This window comes from Psychrobacter sp. K31L (assembly GCF_017942195.1).
GTDB classification, from domain to species: domain Bacteria; phylum Pseudomonadota; class Gammaproteobacteria; order Pseudomonadales; family Moraxellaceae; genus Psychrobacter; species Psychrobacter glaciei.
Genome location: NZ_JAGKSC010000004.1, coordinates 241382 through 258793, shown reverse-complemented (window position 1 = coordinate 258793; position 17412 = coordinate 241382). Strand labels below are relative to the sequence as shown.

General features: G+C 42.5%; 16 protein-coding genes. 6 read left to right on the top strand and 10 right to left on the bottom strand.

What is annotated here, in order from left to right:
- Positions 1-46: 46 nt before the first annotated feature.
- From J5X94_RS08760 to J5X94_RS08740, 5 genes are all read right to left on the bottom strand, one after another.
- A complete protein-coding gene (locus tag J5X94_RS08760; RefSeq protein WP_210540981.1) occupies positions 47-1024 on the bottom strand; it encodes a zinc-binding dehydrogenase in 978 nt (325 codons plus the stop codon).
- Positions 1025-1335: 311 nt separating this feature from the next.
- Positions 1336-1974 carry a GDYXXLXY domain-containing protein gene (locus tag J5X94_RS08755; RefSeq protein WP_210540980.1) on the bottom strand — a complete coding sequence of 213 codons (639 nt, stop codon included), beginning with the start codon at positions 1972-1974 and terminating at the stop codon, positions 1336-1338.
- Complete coding sequence (locus J5X94_RS08750) at positions 1971-3161, bottom strand: DUF4401 domain-containing protein (protein ID WP_210540979.1); 1191 nt, start codon at positions 3159-3161, stop codon at positions 1971-1973. Before J5X94_RS08750 ends, J5X94_RS08755 begins: the two co-directional genes overlap by 4 nt.
- Entirely contained in the window at positions 3158-4324 is a 1167-nt protein-coding gene (locus tag J5X94_RS08745) for a DUF2157 domain-containing protein (RefSeq protein ID WP_210540978.1), read from the bottom strand. The genes J5X94_RS08750 and J5X94_RS08745 overlap by 4 nt, the downstream gene beginning before the upstream one ends.
- 93 nt (positions 4325-4417) lie before the next feature.
- Positions 4418-4672: a DUF2798 domain-containing protein gene (locus J5X94_RS08740; protein WP_010197607.1), complete on the bottom strand. Its 255-nt coding sequence runs from the start codon at positions 4670-4672 to the stop codon at positions 4418-4420.
- Between the two features lie 278 nt (positions 4673-4950).
- Between J5X94_RS08740 and J5X94_RS08735 the strand changes: the two genes are divergently transcribed.
- Together J5X94_RS08735 and J5X94_RS08730 are read left to right on the top strand one after the other, a co-directional pair.
- Positions 4951-5676: an aspartate/glutamate racemase family protein gene (locus J5X94_RS08735; protein WP_194620544.1), complete on the top strand. Its 726-nt coding sequence runs from the start codon at positions 4951-4953 to the stop codon at positions 5674-5676.
- 198 nt (positions 5677-5874) lie between these two features.
- Positions 5875-6819 (top strand): alpha/beta fold hydrolase, encoded by a 945-nt coding sequence (locus tag J5X94_RS08730; RefSeq protein WP_210540977.1) that lies wholly within the window; start codon positions 5875-5877, stop codon positions 6817-6819.
- A gap of 540 nt (positions 6820-7359) precedes the next feature.
- Here the strand turns inward: J5X94_RS08730 and J5X94_RS08725 are convergent.
- A complete protein-coding gene (locus J5X94_RS08725; protein ID WP_210540976.1) occupies positions 7360-8403 on the bottom strand; it encodes an NAD(P)H-dependent flavin oxidoreductase in 1044 nt (347 codons plus the stop codon).
- Positions 8404-8709: 306 nt separating this feature from the next.
- On the opposite strand from J5X94_RS08725, the gene J5X94_RS08720 reads away from it, so the two are divergent.
- Together J5X94_RS08720 and J5X94_RS08715 are read left to right on the top strand one after the other, a co-directional pair.
- Complete coding sequence (locus J5X94_RS08720; protein ID WP_210540975.1) at positions 8710-9900, top strand: hypothetical protein; 1191 nt, start codon at positions 8710-8712, stop codon at positions 9898-9900.
- A complete protein-coding gene (locus J5X94_RS08715; RefSeq protein ID WP_210540974.1) occupies positions 9890-11959 on the top strand; it encodes a hypothetical protein in 2070 nt (689 codons plus the stop codon). The genes J5X94_RS08720 and J5X94_RS08715 overlap by 11 nt, the downstream gene beginning before the upstream one ends.
- A gap of 76 nt (positions 11960-12035) precedes the next feature.
- On the opposite strand, the gene J5X94_RS08710 is transcribed toward J5X94_RS08715, so the two are convergent.
- From J5X94_RS08710 to J5X94_RS08695, 4 genes are all read right to left on the bottom strand, one after another.
- Complete coding sequence (locus J5X94_RS08710; protein WP_210540973.1) at positions 12036-12413, bottom strand: DsrE family protein; 378 nt, start codon at positions 12411-12413, stop codon at positions 12036-12038.
- 113 nt (positions 12414-12526) lie between these two features.
- On the bottom strand, positions 12527-13069 hold the full coding sequence (locus tag J5X94_RS08705; protein ID WP_210540972.1) for an acyl-CoA thioesterase: 543 nt from the start codon (positions 13067-13069) through the stop codon (positions 12527-12529).
- A 46-nt stretch (positions 13070-13115) separates the two neighbouring features.
- On the bottom strand, positions 13116-14183 hold the full coding sequence (locus J5X94_RS08700) for a YheT family hydrolase (protein WP_210540971.1): 1068 nt from the start codon (positions 14181-14183) through the stop codon (positions 13116-13118).
- A 111-nt stretch (positions 14184-14294) separates the two neighbouring features.
- Positions 14295-14891 carry a YigZ family protein gene (locus J5X94_RS08695; RefSeq protein ID WP_210540970.1) on the bottom strand — a complete coding sequence of 199 codons (597 nt, stop codon included), beginning with the start codon at positions 14889-14891 and terminating at the stop codon, positions 14295-14297.
- A gap of 245 nt (positions 14892-15136) precedes the next feature.
- Here J5X94_RS08695 and J5X94_RS08690 point away from each other — a divergent pair, with 245 nt between their 5' ends.
- The gene (locus J5X94_RS08690; protein ID WP_210540969.1) at positions 15137-15841 is read left to right on the top strand and encodes a pseudouridine synthase; all 705 of its coding nucleotides are present in this window, start codon (positions 15137-15139) and stop codon (positions 15839-15841) included.
- 459 nt (positions 15842-16300) lie between these two features.
- The gene (locus J5X94_RS08685; protein WP_210540968.1) at positions 16301-17365 is read left to right on the top strand and encodes a disulfide isomerase DsbC N-terminal domain-containing protein; all 1065 of its coding nucleotides are present in this window, start codon (positions 16301-16303) and stop codon (positions 17363-17365) included.
- Positions 17366-17412: the final 47 nt, after the last annotated feature.

Below are 17412 nucleotides of genomic sequence, written 5' to 3'. Positions count from 1 at the left end.
ATTATCAATAAAAGTAAGGCTGGCTAAATGACAAGTTAACGACAGTTTAAGGCTTTAGCAGTACTTTACCTTTTTTACCCGACTGCAATTCGCCATCGACCGCTTTGGTGATATCAGCCAAATCAAAAGTGGCCTCAACAGGTAGCTTTAATTTGCCATCGACCGCCCGTTCAATGAGCTCATTTACTAGACGCTGCTTATGCTTCACGCTCATCTCTTGGCTGAGCTTGCTGCCCCAAAAGCCTTTCATTATGGCTTGTTTAAAAATCATATCAGTAGGATTGATGGCCATGGGCTTACCTGACATCAGACCAAAAGAGGCCAAAGTACCATAATGACCTAGCAAGGATAATAGCTCGCCACTGTTCTCACCGCCGACGGAATCAACCGCTGCACTGATGGCTTCATCACCGACGATATGACGGACTTGATCCTGCCAGTCTTCATCTGAGGTGTTGATATTGTTTTTGATCCCCAACGCTTCTAATTCTTTTATTGCGTCACTACTGCGCACCACGTTAATGGTTTTGATACCGCGCGCCGCTGCCAGCATCGCAAGCGACTTGCCGACTGCGCCATTAGCAGCGTTATGGATGACCCATTGACCCGGTTGTAATTCTAGGAATTCGATCATCATTAGAGCGCTGAGTGGCATCGCGATAAGTTGCGCGGCCATCTCATCGTTCAGACTGTCGGGTACAGGAAATATCATATCGGCTGACGCTACGAAGTATTCCGCCCACGTCGCTTGTACGCTCGCTGCTGCCACACGCTGCCCGACTTTTAAGCCTTTGACTTCACTGCCAACCGCATCGATGATACCAACTGCCTCAGAGCCACCAATCGCTGGCAATTCTGGCTTGAAGCCGTACTGACCGCGAATAGTGAGCAGGTCATGGTTGTGAATGGAGGCGAGGGTGGTTTTGACACGTACCTCATTGGCTTTGGGTTCTGGAGTAGGACTGTCGCCTAAACTGAGGACTTCTGTTGGTTTGCCAAATTCGTTATAAGTTGCACTACGCATAAGGTATTCCTTTATTTATTTTTGAGTGTAGTCAATCCTATATAAATCAGATACAGCGTCAGGCTCGCTTAGTCTACTACTTGTAGTACTTTCACTCGCCTTTCTTGTATCCAAATTATGTTGAATCAACTATATTTTTTGATTATGTATAGGGATTGGTCATGGCTGCTAGGGCATGTCCTCATATTAAAAATGAGGATGCGCCCTAGTCATAAGCCAAGATCTACAGTAACAAGGGATGCTTAAGTACCTCAATATTACTTTGGTTAAGTGATGTTGTTGCTTACTCTTATTTGAATGTTCAACACACCCTAACTTTTAGGATTATTTTGTATTGCCTCATTTTCAACACTCTTAACTTCAGGCTCAATCACTTTAAACACTCCATCAACCATATCTGTGAGTAGCGGCTCGCCCTTATCATTCACGCGAAACAATCCATACTCTGCCATCTCAAACGCCTCAGCGTGACCTTCTTGAAAGAAGAAAGCGTTGGTCGCCAGCTTCAATTTGTTATTGCGCACGCGATAATGAAGCGCCATTTCATTCGATGCTAGATGGTTAGGCTTAGTATCGACTAAACGGCTGAATGTACCGACGTTATTTTCATCTAAAGTGACGATGACATAGCCTTCACTAGCTTTAATATAGTATTCGTTTTCTGGAAGTCTCTCGTTTAATTGGTCAAACACATCACGCTCTAACGCATAGCTTAAGGTCATATAATCGCCTTGCATAAAGCCGCGCGGATCAATGGGCGCAAGCTCTAATAGCACGGTATCACCAGTAGCCAAATGGGTCTCAAACTTTGCGACATTAATGGTCATTATGGCTAATATTATAATCAAACCCAGTAGCGCAACGCTGATGGTGAATGTACGCTTTTGCCACCATGGTAGCGGCTTGGCTACAGACTTTTGCCCTAGCAATGAATCATTTTTTTTATTCATGACAAGCGCTCCTTCTCGTTAGCCACCAATGCTTCACCACCCCCTTTGCTAATCCCTTTGCTAATCCCAAAATAACGTTTAATCAGCAGCCAGCGCATCAGTAATAAGCCGATACCAATGGTGAGCATCGAAGCGGACTTCAATAGCAAGGACGTATCAAGCTGATAATAATACCAAAAGACATAGCTCACCAACGCCACTATGCCAAGCCCTAATAGCACCCGCTGGCTATTGGCAATCGCGATGACGATGATAAGGCTGGTCGCGAGTAATCCTGAGACATAGATTGACATAGCACCTAATATAACGATGGCAAAAGCGATGATGACTCCTGCCGCTGACAGCCGTTTGACTGAATAGCGTTTAAGGATAAGCAAAGCAGCATAAAGGCTGGCGAGCGTTAGCAAACCTTGTGCGAGATAGTAGTTGTAGCTAAAGGTATCGCCATAACTATCAAGGCTATCAAAACTGCCTCCATATTCAGCCGTGATAAAATAGACCGAAACGCTGAGCAACACCAAAGCGCTGGCATAGGAGAGCGCTTTGCTAATAGCAAAGGCAGCCAACCGCCATTTAACAGAAATGCGCTGTAATATTGAATAGCGTTGTAAGTTGGCAACGGCAGTCATAAGTGCCAGTAGCCCTAAGCTTAACTCGGGCAGGTGATAGAATTTGAGTAGATAGATTACACAGCCCAGCGCTACCATAGCGCTTAATAGGCGGTAAATAAAATTGGGCATGACGATCGTCATAAACAGCTGTATAAGTAGCAAGATGACTACATTTACGGGCTGTTCAATCTCGTTAGTCAATAAGGCAAAGGCGATATAACCTTGACCAGCGATAGTAATCGCAAAGGCTAAGCTGTTCCAAAATGGGCTATGACGTAAATGCGCGTTATAAAATAAAGACCAGCCAATAGCGCTCAATATGCCGCCAGTAACCAATACTCCAATGATACTGTCAAAAATCTCAGTCTCAAATAATATTAACGTCAAAAATCCAATGAATAATAAACTGGCAAATATCCCACTAAAACCAAAAAGGACGTTGATAAACCAAGGAGTATGCTCTTCAGATTCAGTTTGGTTTAACAAGCTATCGTTCCCATTTTGCTCGTTAATAAATCCGTGTTGCTGTAATAGCAAAAGGCGACGACGTTGCTCATCGTTCATATCATTGGTCATAATTGCTCCCCTTTAACGGTGGTATGGGGTAAATTGTTCTCGTTTTTAAGACGTGCAACTTTGCGTAGCCAGACGACGGCATAGGAGCTCATACCGATCAGTACCAGCCCTAATAATAAGAAACCGCCAGCGTCAAAATCACTCAGCAGTGCTTTGCCTAAAATAAAGACAACAACCGCAATCACTGAGCCTGACAAGTAAGTCAACATCAGCAAATCAGTCGTACGCTTGCGGAAACGCCAATGCATAAATACACACCAACCTAGCCACAAGGAAACCGCGACTAAGAACAGCAGAATATTTTTATTATCAAAAAAAGTGCTTATCGTCAGATAAGTGATGGTATACGTACTGAGTAGACCGACGACATAGGTACTCCAATGTAGGCTGGATTTGGCGGCAGTATGGAGAGTGGTTGAAGAATTGGATTTGCTATTGATAGCAATATCAGCAGTAACGCTAGAAAGGCTCAAATCAGAAAGGCTTAAATTAGACGTCTTTAAATTAGATGTCTTTAAATTAGAAAGCCCTGAATCACGTTTGTCTTCAAAGCAGATCAGCCATAAATAAAAAGCGATAACATTAATAACTGTGATTAAGGTGAATTGCCAAAAGTCTTGGTAATAGTAATCTATGCCAAAAAACAATGACGTATCGATATAAAACAAAGTGACAGTATTAATGAGCCCAAGCCACAGCAGCCACAGCGCAGGGAAACGGGCGATGATGACCCACGGCAAGATTAATACTGCCCAGCCAAAGAACAGCTGCCACGTATCCGCACCGGTCTGATAGACCTGCCCAAATAGCGCCAATAAACTACCCGTAATAATACTAGCGATGAGCAATAATAGTTGGCGAATAAAGGCAAAGCGCTGACGAAAAGACAGCGCTACATAAAGCGCGATAGTAATGGCCAAAGCGCCTTCGACTAAGGCGAATTTACCCATTTTGCCCATGTATAGCCAGTTGTAGGCGATAAAGAAAACCAGCGAAAGTACCAACGCTATCCCACCGACAATCAAAAGCGCTTTATCAAAAAATTGCAGCCAAGTGCGCTTGCTGGGATAAGCGTCTAAAAGTAGGGCTGCGGTATCTGCCTTTTCTGTAGGAAGTGTACCTTGGTTGAGCAACTGCTCGATTGTACGCCTTGATTGAGTCATAGCGCCCTCTATATAAAAACGGTGTGGCTTATCTTAGCTGTTTTTATATGGTAGGGGTGGACTTAAGTTTAAAATTCATCTTGCTCGTTTAACTTAATAAAACTCAATTTTACTCAACACATGCTCTTGCACTAGGTAGGCACAGATATAAGCGCTGGGCCACGCAAAAACAAAGGCCAGTCCCCACGAGTGCAGTAGCTCCATAAAGAAACCATCGATAAAGCCTACCTTGACCAATATCAATGCCGTCGAGATAATGAGCGACATCATCATCGCCATCAAACCCGTAAAGATAAGTCGGTAGTACTTACGGCGCGTGCGTATTCTAATAGTGGGAAAGTTGGCCATAGTATTCGGTTGTCCTACATGAAAAACCACGCTCAAATAATAATACCAGCATGACTTTATAGTTCGGTAAAAGGTTGAGTAAAGCATTATTCTAAATTTTATTAGCGACATTCTATTAGAGGCTATGATATAGCGTGTAAAGCTATTGAGAAAACGATTATTATCAATCATAAGCTTTGTTATATCTTAATAATAATGACTATGTTCTTAAAGAAATATCAATTTAGGCAGTCGATTTTGCTACGATAAGTAAAATAAAAAACAGCTAGGAGAATATCATGACCGCTCAAAAGCAACGACACTCTCAACAAAAAACATTAGGGATCATCGGCGGTATGAGTTGGGAGAGTACCGAGAGCTATTATCGTCTGATTAATGAAGGGATAAAGGATAAGCTGGGCGGATTACATTCAGCAGATTTGCTCATACATAGCGTAGACTTTGGCCCCATTAATGAGCTCCAAGAGCAAGATGAATGGGCTGAACTGGGTGTAATAATGGCCAGTAGTGCTCAGCGTTTACAAGCCGCTGGCGTAGACGGGATAATGATTGCTTCTAATACGATGCACAAATTGATTGATGACGTGCAAGCCGTGACCAGTGTACCCGTGATTCATATCGCTGATGCGACGACTGACGCTATCAAAAAGCAGAATCTAACTAAAATCGCATTATTAGGTACGCAGTTTACGATGACCCAAGATTTTTATAAACAGCGTTTAATCGATGCAGGTTTGCAAGTGTTTATCCCTGAAAGTGATGAGCGCGCGGAGGTACATCGAATTATCAAAAAAGAGCTATGCGTCGGTCAATTTAAAGACAGCTCGCGTCAGTATTATAGCCAAGTCATTAAAGATTTAGCCGCACAAGGGGCAGAAGGCGTGATATTAGGCTGTACTGAGATTGGCTTGCTGATTAAACAAGACGATAGCCCAATACCAGTGTTTGATACTACTGCCATTCATGCGGCAGCAGCGGTAGCATTTTTGCTGGATGAAGACTAACGCATTTCATCTATTCGCTTATTTAAAACACTATCAATTGCATAGAACATTGTCGATTGAATAAAGTAGATACCTTAATATCCTCGTTGTCGTAAAAACATTGACTTGCGCGTAATCATAAACCAATTTGCCATAAATGGGCTTATGCTAAGATTAAGTATTCAAGATGTTTTGCCAACCATAAACGAGGATGTTTCAATGACATTACTGCGCACGAGTTTAGCTGCTCTACTGACTCTTTCTGTCGTGGGATGTACGACGCCCAATAGTTTTACCGTCGCCACGACCCAAAAGCTCGTACAGTATGAGCGCAATAAATCAGATCTTGAGACCAAAGCTATGACGTTGGCATCTGGCGAGCAGATGACTTATCTAGAGGGCGGCAACTTAGCTGGCGAGCCTTTACTATTGATTCATGGTTTTGGTGGTAATAAAGACAACTTTACCCGTATCGCCGATAAATTAGGAGATTATCATCTGATTGTCCCTGATCTACTAGGTTTTGGTAACTCTAGCAAGCCATCAGAGGGAGACTACCGCGCAGATGCTCAAGCAAAGCGCCTGCACGAACTACTACAAGCCAAAGGGTTGGCATCCGCTATTCACGTCGGGGGCAACTCGATGGGCGGTGCTATCAGTGTCGCCTATGCAGCGATGTATCCTAATAGTGTCAAAAGCCTATGGTTATTGGACAGTGGCGGATTTTGGTCAGCCGAGACGCAACGAGAGTTCAAAGCATCAGACCTTGATAATAGCCCGTTATTGATTGACAACACTGAAGAGTATTTTGCGATGTATAAGACGGTCATGTACAAGCCGCCTTATGTTCCCAAAAGCGTGCAAGCGGTCTTTGCACAAGAAAGCATCGCCAATCGGGCGCTAAATACTAAGATACTCAAGCAGATCATCGAAGACAATGTAGAGGCACGCGCCAAAGTTGTCGCTCAATACAACATCCCGACGCTAATCGTTTGGGGAGAAGAGGACAAGGTCATAAAACCTGAGACTGCTAAAATAATGAGCGAGCTGATGCCACAAGCACAGGTCATCATGATGTCGGAAGTGGGTCACGTGCCGATGGTAGAAGCGGTGGAAGATACGGCGAAAGATTATAAGAAGTTTCGTGCAGGACTAAAAAAGTAGTGATTTAGAAAAATTGTGCTCAAAAAAAAGGAACACTAGAATCAATGTCTGGTGTTTCTTTTTTTGTTTAGGGTAATAATTTGAGTGATTTGACTATATCACAGAGGCTACGAAAAATTCATCCTAGTCGTACTGCATCTGTTTTAAAGTGAATCCACTGGATATAGTAAGGCCTGAGATTTAGCTATTGTAAGCTGGGTTTTTAACCCTGAAAAGTAGGGTCTGTTGAACATTCAAATATTAGGACTGCTGATCGCTAAAATTGCACCAAACTAGGCGTAAACCGACGATAATGTCGAGACCTTAGCTAGGTTTATAACAACGTTTGGGGTGATTTTAGCATCAGACCTTCGGGGCGGGACTATTTTTTGCCAATACATGGCGAAATTGTCTAACCTAGAATGACTAGGCGTCAAAAATTTCACTGCGTATTGTCTAAAAAATAGCCACCGCCAATGCCACATTTGAATGTTCAACAGACCCTATTAAAAAATGGCAAAATTAAAATGCTGGATTAGAACCTAACTGACGTCAATCACACTATAACGTCTTCACCAGTCGCTCTAACAACTCAATCGTTCTTTCTTGTCTGACCAAAGCGACCCCTTGTCCTGCCCATAAAGACTGATGCTCTGAGTCAAGATTATTGGTCGCATGGCCACGTAAAACTTTGGTCATCGCATTTAATTGCGGGTAAGGCGGCAGCTCATGCGCGCTTTCAAATTGTGCAAAGTCACGTAGATAATCGTTCAATAAACCACGTGCCTGCTTACCTGAAAACAGTCTCGTCAAGCGCGTTTCAGCACTGCGCTTATCTTGACTGGCATCGAGTAGCGCTTGCTTATAGATATCATTGATACCGCATTTATCGGTGGTCAAAAAAGCCGTACCGATTTGCGCCAGCTCAGCACCCGCGGTTTGAATCGCTTTGATGTCTTGCCCAGTCATGATGCCACCTGCTGCGATTAACGGAATATCGGTACATGCACGCGTTTGACTGATCAGCGTCAATAATCCCAATGGATCATTTTCACTTTGCGCTAACCAACCACCGCGATGTCCACCCGCTTCGACCCCTTGTACACATACCGCATCTGCACCAACCTCTGCCCATGCTTTCGCTTCTAATGGATGATTGGCAGTACCGATGACGCGCGTACCTAGACTCTGCAAACGCTGCACTTGTTCGGTGCTGATAATGCCAAAGGTAAAACTGGCAACAGGGACAGGATTGTCATAGAGCACTTGTAGTTGCTCTGCAAAGTTTGGCGCTGGGCGTTCAGGTAGCGCCATGTCTATATCATTTACTTGATAGTACTGGCTCAACCAAGTAGGAATTTTGCTATCCAAGGTATTAGAGTCGTGCTCAGATAACACCATTAGGTTGATCATAAAAGGGCGATCGGTGAGCGATTTAAGGCTATTAATGTGATCATGCAAAACATCTGGTGCCGTCGTCCCACTCCCTAACGACCCCAGTCCACCAAAGTTACTCACCATCGCCGCCAGCTCAGGGGTGGTTGCGCCTGCCATGGGCGCTTGAACGATAGGGTAGGTTAAATCAAGGGTGTTAAGTAAGGTCATGATGGGCCGCCTTTTTATTTTATACCAAACCCAAAAATACGATTAGCGGTGTCAAACTCGCTTAGTCTACCAAATGTAGTACTTGCACTCGTTTTCCTTGCTACTCTGATTTTTAGGAATAGTATTATTAGAAAATTTTCATGACTTACTTTAGCAAAGCTGTATGGCGTGCGTGTTAGATAATGTGTATTTAGTTGCTGAATATGGATGTCGGTTTTGACTACAGTTTTGTAGTCAAAATATTTGACTACGGTTTTGTAGTTAAGTATTATGACTACATAATTGCAGTTAAATAAGGACACAAAAATGAGCACAGGGAATATAGTGACAGGCGATAATTATTTTCCAAGACCTGCTGATGAAAAAAAACTATGGAGACATTTGTCAGATGGTGCTCATGTTCTACTGCTTGCACCTAGACGAGTAGGAAAATCTTCAATGATTACTCATATTAAAGACCAACCTAAATCAGGTTATGCAGTCATATATGTTTTCGTGCAAGCTTGCGATAATGAGCAAAGCTTTTATCAAAAAATGCTACGTGAAATCTACCGTTCCGACCATATTAAAAAATCTGCAAAGATAAAGGATAAGCTCTCAGAGTGGGCAAAAGGTATTAATTTTAGTTTGTCAGTTAGTCCAACGAATATCGAAGCTGGGTTAGGTAAAGAAAAAGGTGAGACCAAAATAATTACTCATGAAATGATTCGAGATGTGCTGTATGAGAGTCTAAAATTAAGTGAAGAGACCATCATTATTGCGATTGATGAATTTCCTGATGTACTGGAAAAAATATTTGATGAACATGGAAGAAAAGGCGTAGAGCAGTTTTTATCTGGTATTCGCGCACTGTGTCAAGACCCTGAGTTCAACGAAAAAGTACAATTTATCTTAACAGGCTCGATAGGGTTAGATACATTAGCAGAAAAATTGGCAGTTACTGACTTAATTAATATGTTGGTGAATATGAGTGTTCGTCCTTTTAAAGACGATCGAGCAGTAGAATTTATAGACTTTTACATTAATAAGCATTGTTCAGAAGTTATTCTAGATATAGAGATTAAGCAAGCAATCATTGATGAAGTAGGTTGGAATATGCCCTACTATTTAGGATTGGTATGTGAGCAGCTTATTGAAATATTTGATGAAGAAGAACGTCAAATCGAGCATAGTGATGTAAAGGTAGCTATCAATAGTTTATTTAGTCCAGCAATGAAAACTGTCTTTTCTCATTGGCGTGATAGATTAAACCGTCTAGAAAAAATTGAACGCCATTATGCTCAACAGGTTTTAGATTTGGTAAGCAAAACAGATACTAGCGTGGTTCATGGAGAGTTATTTAACCTGTCGCAACATATTGACTTTAAAGATCAAATGAATAGTAGATATGTCATTAACTGCCTTTTACACGATGGTTATCTTTATCAATCAGAAGATAGTACTTATCAATTTACTTCTCCTTTACTAAAACGTTGGTGGACTCGTTATGGAAAATAACAATATAAAAAGCCATTCAGTCTTACTTTATAACACGCAAAATATAGATGCTCAGCTACTAAAAGCAGGCTTTAGTATTCGCAAAAAAGAATACCAACGCATCTGGAAGGATATTCAAACGAGTAAAATGACTCATCCAGAGACCCATTATCTTATTCAAGGTGTAAGAGGCGCAGGTAAAACTACTTTATTATCTCGTCTTTCCTATGAAGTTGCAGAAGACAAGAAGTTAAGCGAATGGTTGATACCTATTTTATTGAATGAAGAAGAGTACGGTATATTATCGCTATTTACTTTTTGGCTACGTATTGCTGAAAAGCTAGCAGAATATGATGCTCAATTATATTCAGAGCTGTTTCAACAAGTCTTGAGCTTAGACGATGATGCGGTAGTTGCTTGGGAGCTTATACAATATTACTTAGATAAAAATAAGCAAAAAATTATCGTTTTTGTCGATAACCTAGGAGAGTTATTTAAGGATTTTGATAAAGTTGAGCATGCTCAACTGCGTGAAGTGTTGAGTCTTCATCCGTATATTCGTCTTATCGGTGGTTCAAGTCAATCACTAGAAGCACACTTCGATGTATCGGCTCCGTTCTACCAGTTTTTTAAACTGATAAACCTTAAGTCAATAGATGAAACAGAGATGCACGAACTACTGCGCTCTCTAGCGACACAAACTGGTGAAGAAGCGATCAAAACGATTGAAGAAATTATTACTGAGCACCCTGAACGTATTGAAGCGGTCAGACGTTTAACGGATGGCGTACCCCGTACTATTGTATTGCTATTTCAAATTATTATGGAAGGGGCGAAAGAGAGTAGTTACGCTTATTTAGAGGAAACTATAGATAAAACCACACCTTTGTATAAACATCGAATGGATGACTTATCACGCCAACAAAAAGCGATTGTTCATACCATAGCCATGAATTGGGATGCGCTGAGTACTAAAGAAATCTCGGAACAAACACGCTTGCCAAGCAAGACCGTATCTGCGCAGTTGGTGAAGCTACAACAGCAGTGGATAGTAGATAAAATTGAGACAAGCACTAAGAACCATCTTTATATTGTTAAAGAACGGTTTTTTAATATTTGGTACTTGATGCGCTATGGCAATCAGACAGATAAGCGTCGTGTTCTATGGCTTACTAGGTTTTTAGAGAGTTGGTGTGACGTGAGAGAGTTGTCTTCGAGGTTTATTGAAGCGGCTTTTAACATTGAAACTAAAAATATTAAGTCAGGTAGTATGTATTTTAATGCTCTTTTAGCTTCTGAAAAAATTGATTTAGATATAAAAGAAGGAATTATAAGGCAAATAACCAATGTAGATAATACTCAATTTATAGGTTTTGAAAATGAATATTCAGTCAAGGTAGCAAGCGAAATAGATGCTCTTCTTGATTCTAGAAATATAGAAGAGGCTTACTGTTTTTTAGAAAATAATTTTGGAACTATGACTATAAGAGATTGTATAGAAAGCGGCCATAAATTATATTTAGTTGATAACAGTAAGATTAAGCCTGCTGAGTTCTTCAATAAAATTCTAGAAAAGGTCAATTATTCACATTTAGAGGTGGTTTATTTAGTCAATATTATTTTCTATAATGACTTTTCTGAATATAAGGAAATTGTGTATGATGCTTTGCTAGACGTCATAATGAGACTTTCTTATAAAGCTAGTGAGATATCGGTAATACATATTATTCTTCTCTATATGCTATGGTGCGAAGAGTTTAATGAATTTAAAGCTTTCGTTAAAAGGCTGAAAGAAATTGGATTCCTCTCTGAATTACTAAAAATAAATATAGAGGATAATTTAAATATCTTTTTCGAAGATATAGTTATAATGCTTCTTTCAAAAAATCAAATAGAAATGACGTTAAATTTATTTACCAGCTACGATTTGAAAGAAGAGCTTAAGCCTCTCTACTACGCCACAGTATCTTTATTAAAAGATGAACGTGATCAAGAATACCTGCGTATGGGTTCAGAGCTACAAGGGACAGTAGATGAGATAATACAAAAAGTTGAGGAGTATCGCGTTAAGTACGTTTAGATAAAATAAAGGTCATAGTTTAGTCTTAAAAACTAAACTATGACTTTTTAATTTTAAAACTAACTTTGCTTACTGTTTAACTCAACTGCAATGACCCTTTCGCATTCATCAGCAGCTCAACCACATCATCACCACTGATGACCGTGAAGCGTTTATCAATGGCCGACTCTTCTACGCCACCATGTTTCATACACGCGCTACAGACCAATACTTGACCGCCTTTTTCGATAAAGGCTTCTAACAACTCGCCAGCAGGTTCAAATGGCGCGCCAATATTGACGTCATCTAAAGCGTTCGGCAATGCCAAATGTACCGCATCTACCATCAATATCACTGAGGCAGAATGACCTTTTTTAAGCGCCACGCCTGCCATCGTGAATGCTAGGGTGATTTTGCTTGGGTTTGATTCACTATTATCAAATAATGTACCGACATAATCTGTTGAGTTAATCATATGGTTCTCCTATTAGCGTTTTGTCATAGTAAATAACTGACTGACTAATAGACTATCATTTATTATACTTTCTTATATATTGTATTGTTATCAAATAGTATTGCTTAAGTTACTTAGCCTATCGGTGGCCATGGACGATCACTGTCACTTTCAATCCATTCAGCGACATAACCAGTTGGCGGTAGCTCCCAGTCAGACTGATCTAACGCCGCAAGCACACGCGCCGTTTCGATGACTTTACCGCCTTCGGTCACGCCCGTACGTAATAGGGCAGACGAGCAGGGTTTGCCTTTGACCCACATCGACTGCTCGATATACATCCAGCGTTCATCGAAGCCTGCAATGTGCGTTTTCATCGTTACTTTATCAAAGGCGCGAATACGCTTGCGATACTGAATGGTACTGCCTGCGACCACCAAGCCCCAGCGATTTTTTAACAGCTGTTTGCCCAGTCCGGTGCGTACTGCAAAGTCCGTACGCCCCATGTCATAGAGGGTTAGCACGCGCCCATTATTCATCTCAAGGAAGTTATCAATATCTGACAACCGGCAGCGCAACTTAATCTCGCTGGTATCTTTAAACGTTAAGGTATTGCCCCTCTTTACTTGCAGCGCGGCATAGGCGATGGTACTGGCATAGCGAAGAAAAGGATACATAGAGCAGTCTCAAAAGTTAAAAGGTAGGATTTGGCGTGTCAGATTATCATTTATTATTAGAAGGTACGCCAATAGAGTTGAAATAAGCACTGACGGTTTCGGGTATCCAATTGATATCGAATTTTGAGGCTTTGGCTTTTTTACCCTTTGCCTGCTCACTCTGTGACTGTTTTTTGTCTGAACGATAACGCAGATAGCCGATATGACCACCGTGCTTAGTGTCGAGGATGGTGACGCTGTCAGACACATCATTTGGCGTGGCGGTAAAGCCAATAAAAGGGTCGTCCTTGGCGCTGATTAATAGTAAAGGCTTGGTAACATTGATCAAATACGGGAGGGCAGAAGAAGATTGATAATAGTGATTGTTGGAGCGGTAGCCATGACGCGGCGCGGTGAAGATATCATCAAAGTCGCTGATACGATTGACCGCTTTGATCGCATCGATTTCTTCTTTGGTAATGTCGTTTGCCAACGCTTTTTTGATAATTGGGTTGAGTAAGTACGGCGTGTAGATGCGATGGCTCAAAAAGCTGTGCATACTCAGCGCAGCCGATGACATATCGACGGGCGCAGAGATGACTGCCGAGCCTTTGCAAATGGCTTTATCTCCATACTCGCCCATGTATTTTGCCAAAGCGTTACCACCGAGTGATACCCCAGCCGCATAAACATTGGCGTATTGCTCGCTGAGATTTTGTAGCGCGTGATGCACTTCATTGGTATCACCCGCATTATAAAACACTCGACCATTGGCTGGAATACCGCCACAACTGCGAAAGTGCGCCACCACAAAATGCCAGCCTTGTGCATGCATTTGATACGCTAAAGCGCGCGCATAATGGCTGTCGCTACTGCCTTCCATGCCATGGAACAGCACAATTAAAGGTGTCTGTTCACGCTCGCCATTTTCGGTTGCTTTTACAGGATGCGCATCATAAAAGTCATAAGCGATATCGGTTTCACCTAGTGAGTCTTGCATCACCATCCGACGATACTTCGGTGTTTTTGGCGCAAAAAACTTGGGCAAGATACTTTGCAGATGCGGATTGGTCAGCCAAAATGGGGGGTTAAAAGGGGCGGGTGAGAAAGGTTTGGTGGATTTTGAAGTTGACATAGGGTGGTCTTATTTAATTATCATTGAAAAGCAATGGCTTATCATAACGCTAGCAATGGTGAAAACCAATGGTTTTCAGTGAACGCATGGATACTCAAAATCATCAAGAGTTTAAGAGTCATCCAACACCCGTCCATCCATCGCAAGGCGTTCTTTTAAAGTCTCAATATCTGCCTCAGCAAGCGTCACAGTCAGGGTGACTTGCTTACTATAAGTGACCTCATCGATACTGCCGTTTAGACTCTCGACCACATAGCGGCATTGCGCTTCGGTTGCAAACTCTGCGAGTATCTGTACTTGGCTCATGGCTACATAAGGGCTTAAGGTCATCTGGTCGACCGCCGCTTGCGCAGAACCTGCATAGGCACGGGTCAGACCGCCAGCGCCCAGTTTAATCCCGCCAAAATAACGCACCACGATGATGATGACGTTGCCAATAGATTTGTGTTGTAGGACATTTAATATCGGACGTCCTGCGGTGCCACTTGGCTCGCCGTCGTCGTCGAAGCCTGCACTGGTGGTGTTATCGGGGTCGCCAATGATGTAGGCCCAGCAGTAGTGACGGGCATCGGCATATTGTATACGCAGCTGTTCCACGTGAAACATTGCTTGCTCGCGTGAATGCACTGGATAGGCATAAGCGATAAAATCAGATTTCTTGATTTCTAGGCGCGCAGTGACGGCACGTTTTAGCGTTTGATAGCTCATATTTCATCAGGTCTAGGTAGGATATGGTAAACTTGTCTAACTTTCACTGTCGCCATATTGGGTGCAGTGTTCATTTAATTTTTCATTATAGTACCATTTCTCACGCTTAAAGATAACGAGCGAGTCGCGCCTAAGTGCTAATCTAGTAGCCTTGGTGTGGCGGATAGAATTAGCGATTTCGTTAAGTTCATCCCGTTAGCGGCAGGGTTGGAAGTGGTAACATAACACTGATGGTAGTCAATCGTATGCGTTTAGATAAATTTATTAGTAAGGCCACCGAGCTGTCGCGCAAAGAATCCAAAAAGATTATGCACGCGGGTGAAATCACGGTCAACGATCAGATAATCAAAGATCCTGGCGTCCATGTCGATATCGTCAATGATGATGTCATGTGGGCAGGCGAGCCGCTGTCGGTCGCGGCGGGCAATCGCTATATCCTATTGCACAAGCCTGAAGGCTTTGAATGTACCTTAAAAGCGAAAGAATACCCCATCGTCACCGAGCTGATTTCGGTACCAGAATTGGGTAGCTTACGTATCGCGGGGCGTTTGGATGTCGATACCACGGGTGCTTTGCTCATCAGTGATGATGGCGGCTGGTTGCACCGTGTCACTAGCCCCAAGCACGAGCATGCCAAAGTTTATGAGCTGACTTTAGCTGATGCGATGGATAGCGCAGCGCAAGAAAATGCGGTCAAAGAAGTCGCTGAAGGAATTCTACTAGAGGGCGATCACGAAGAGACCAAACCTGCCGTCCTTGAGTTCATGGATGAGACGCATGCCCGTCTGACCCTAGAGCAAGGCAAATATCATCAAGTCAAACGGATGATGGGCTACTTTGGCAATAGAGTGACGGAGCTGCATCGTGCCAGTATCGGCCATATCAGTTTAGACGGTCTCGATAAAGGCGATAGCCGCTTCTTAACCGAAGAAGAAGTTGCCAAATTCTAAATTTTCGCCTTATTGAACTTTAAGATAAGTCGCGAAAATAAGATTTAACGTGAGCAGCCACTATTAAAGTGCGCTGCTTTTTTGCTGCCTGTTATTTCTTTCAGCTATAGTCGATAATGAATAAAGTAGATACACGATATAACGCATGAAGCTGGTACAAATTTTTCTTGCTTGCTTGCTTGCTTGCTGTGCCTATGCCGACAGAGGCTGCAAAAAATTATCCCAGCCTCGCTTTATCCTTTTTATATTGACCTATCTATATTTGTATTGCCTGTCTCTTAAAGCTCAGTAGCAATTTTGCAAATTTGGCCTTTTAATCGCTGTCAAAGTTAGCGCATATGCTAAAGTCCCGTTATCTTTTTAATCTATGTTTTTGCATAATGAAGTGGATGCTCGTTAGAGAAACTTGCCAAACACGTCTGTTAAAACACTTCTTTTATAACAAATGGGACTGTCTCCGTGAAACAATTTTTATTAAAGTCTGCTGGTTTGATGAGCGCGATACTATTGGCGACGACAGCTTGTGCCGAGCCGAGCGCCACTGATGCTACTAATGATGAAATCAGCTCAAGCGCGCAAACCACGCCAGCCGCTGGCACGGTAAGCCAGTCGGTGGACAAGCGCTTGCGCCAGTTGCTAACGCAAGCAGGGATTAAGACGCAGATAACCTCAATTGTGCCTTCTAAGTTGCCCAATATGTATCAAGTCAACCTAGCAGGACAGCTGCCATTGCATATCACTGAGGATGGCCGCTATGTCATCCAAGGCGAGCTACAGAAAAACCCCAGCAAGCGCGTAGTAACCAAAACGCCAGTACGCAGTAATCGTGACCAAATAGGCAAGCCAGTTAGTGCTGCCGTCAAATCATCGTTACTTGCCAATATGAGTGCGCTGAAGAATATGAGCGCTAAAACGCCTTTCTTTTATACGGCAGTGCCGGGCGTTATCTGGGGAGCAACGCTAGAAGGAGTGCCTTTCTTACTATCGGACGATGCGCAGTACATCACTGACAGTGAGATATCCGTCATCGAAAACGGTCAGTTTATTGGGCTTGATGAAACGTTTGAAAAACGCAAAAATCAATCGGTGTTTGCCGCTTTAGATGAGTCGCAATTGATTACTTATCCAGCCATCAGCGCAGAAAAAGCCATTATCTATGTGGCTACCGATGTCAATTGCCCTTATTGCCGTAAGCTACATCAACAATTTCCTATGCTCAATACCAAAGGCGTCACAGTAAAAACCATCGCCTATCCGATATATGAGCAGTCACCTGCGCAAATGCGTGGTATCTGGTGTCAAGCTGATGAGGACAGCCGTCGCAAAGCCCTTAATAAAGCCATGCTAAGTGGAAAAATGACGCCAGCCGCTGCCAGCTGTAATGTTGATTATGTGACGCCCAATCGCGAAAAAGCGGCGGGACTGGCAGTCATAGCCACGCCTGCTATTTACCGTGAGGATGGCGTACTCTACCAAGCGAGCTTTGAGAGTCCTGAATTTTTAGAGTTTTTGGGCATCAAGTAACTTATCGTCTGTCAATTTTCATAAGTTATTTTTCATAAGTTACTTTT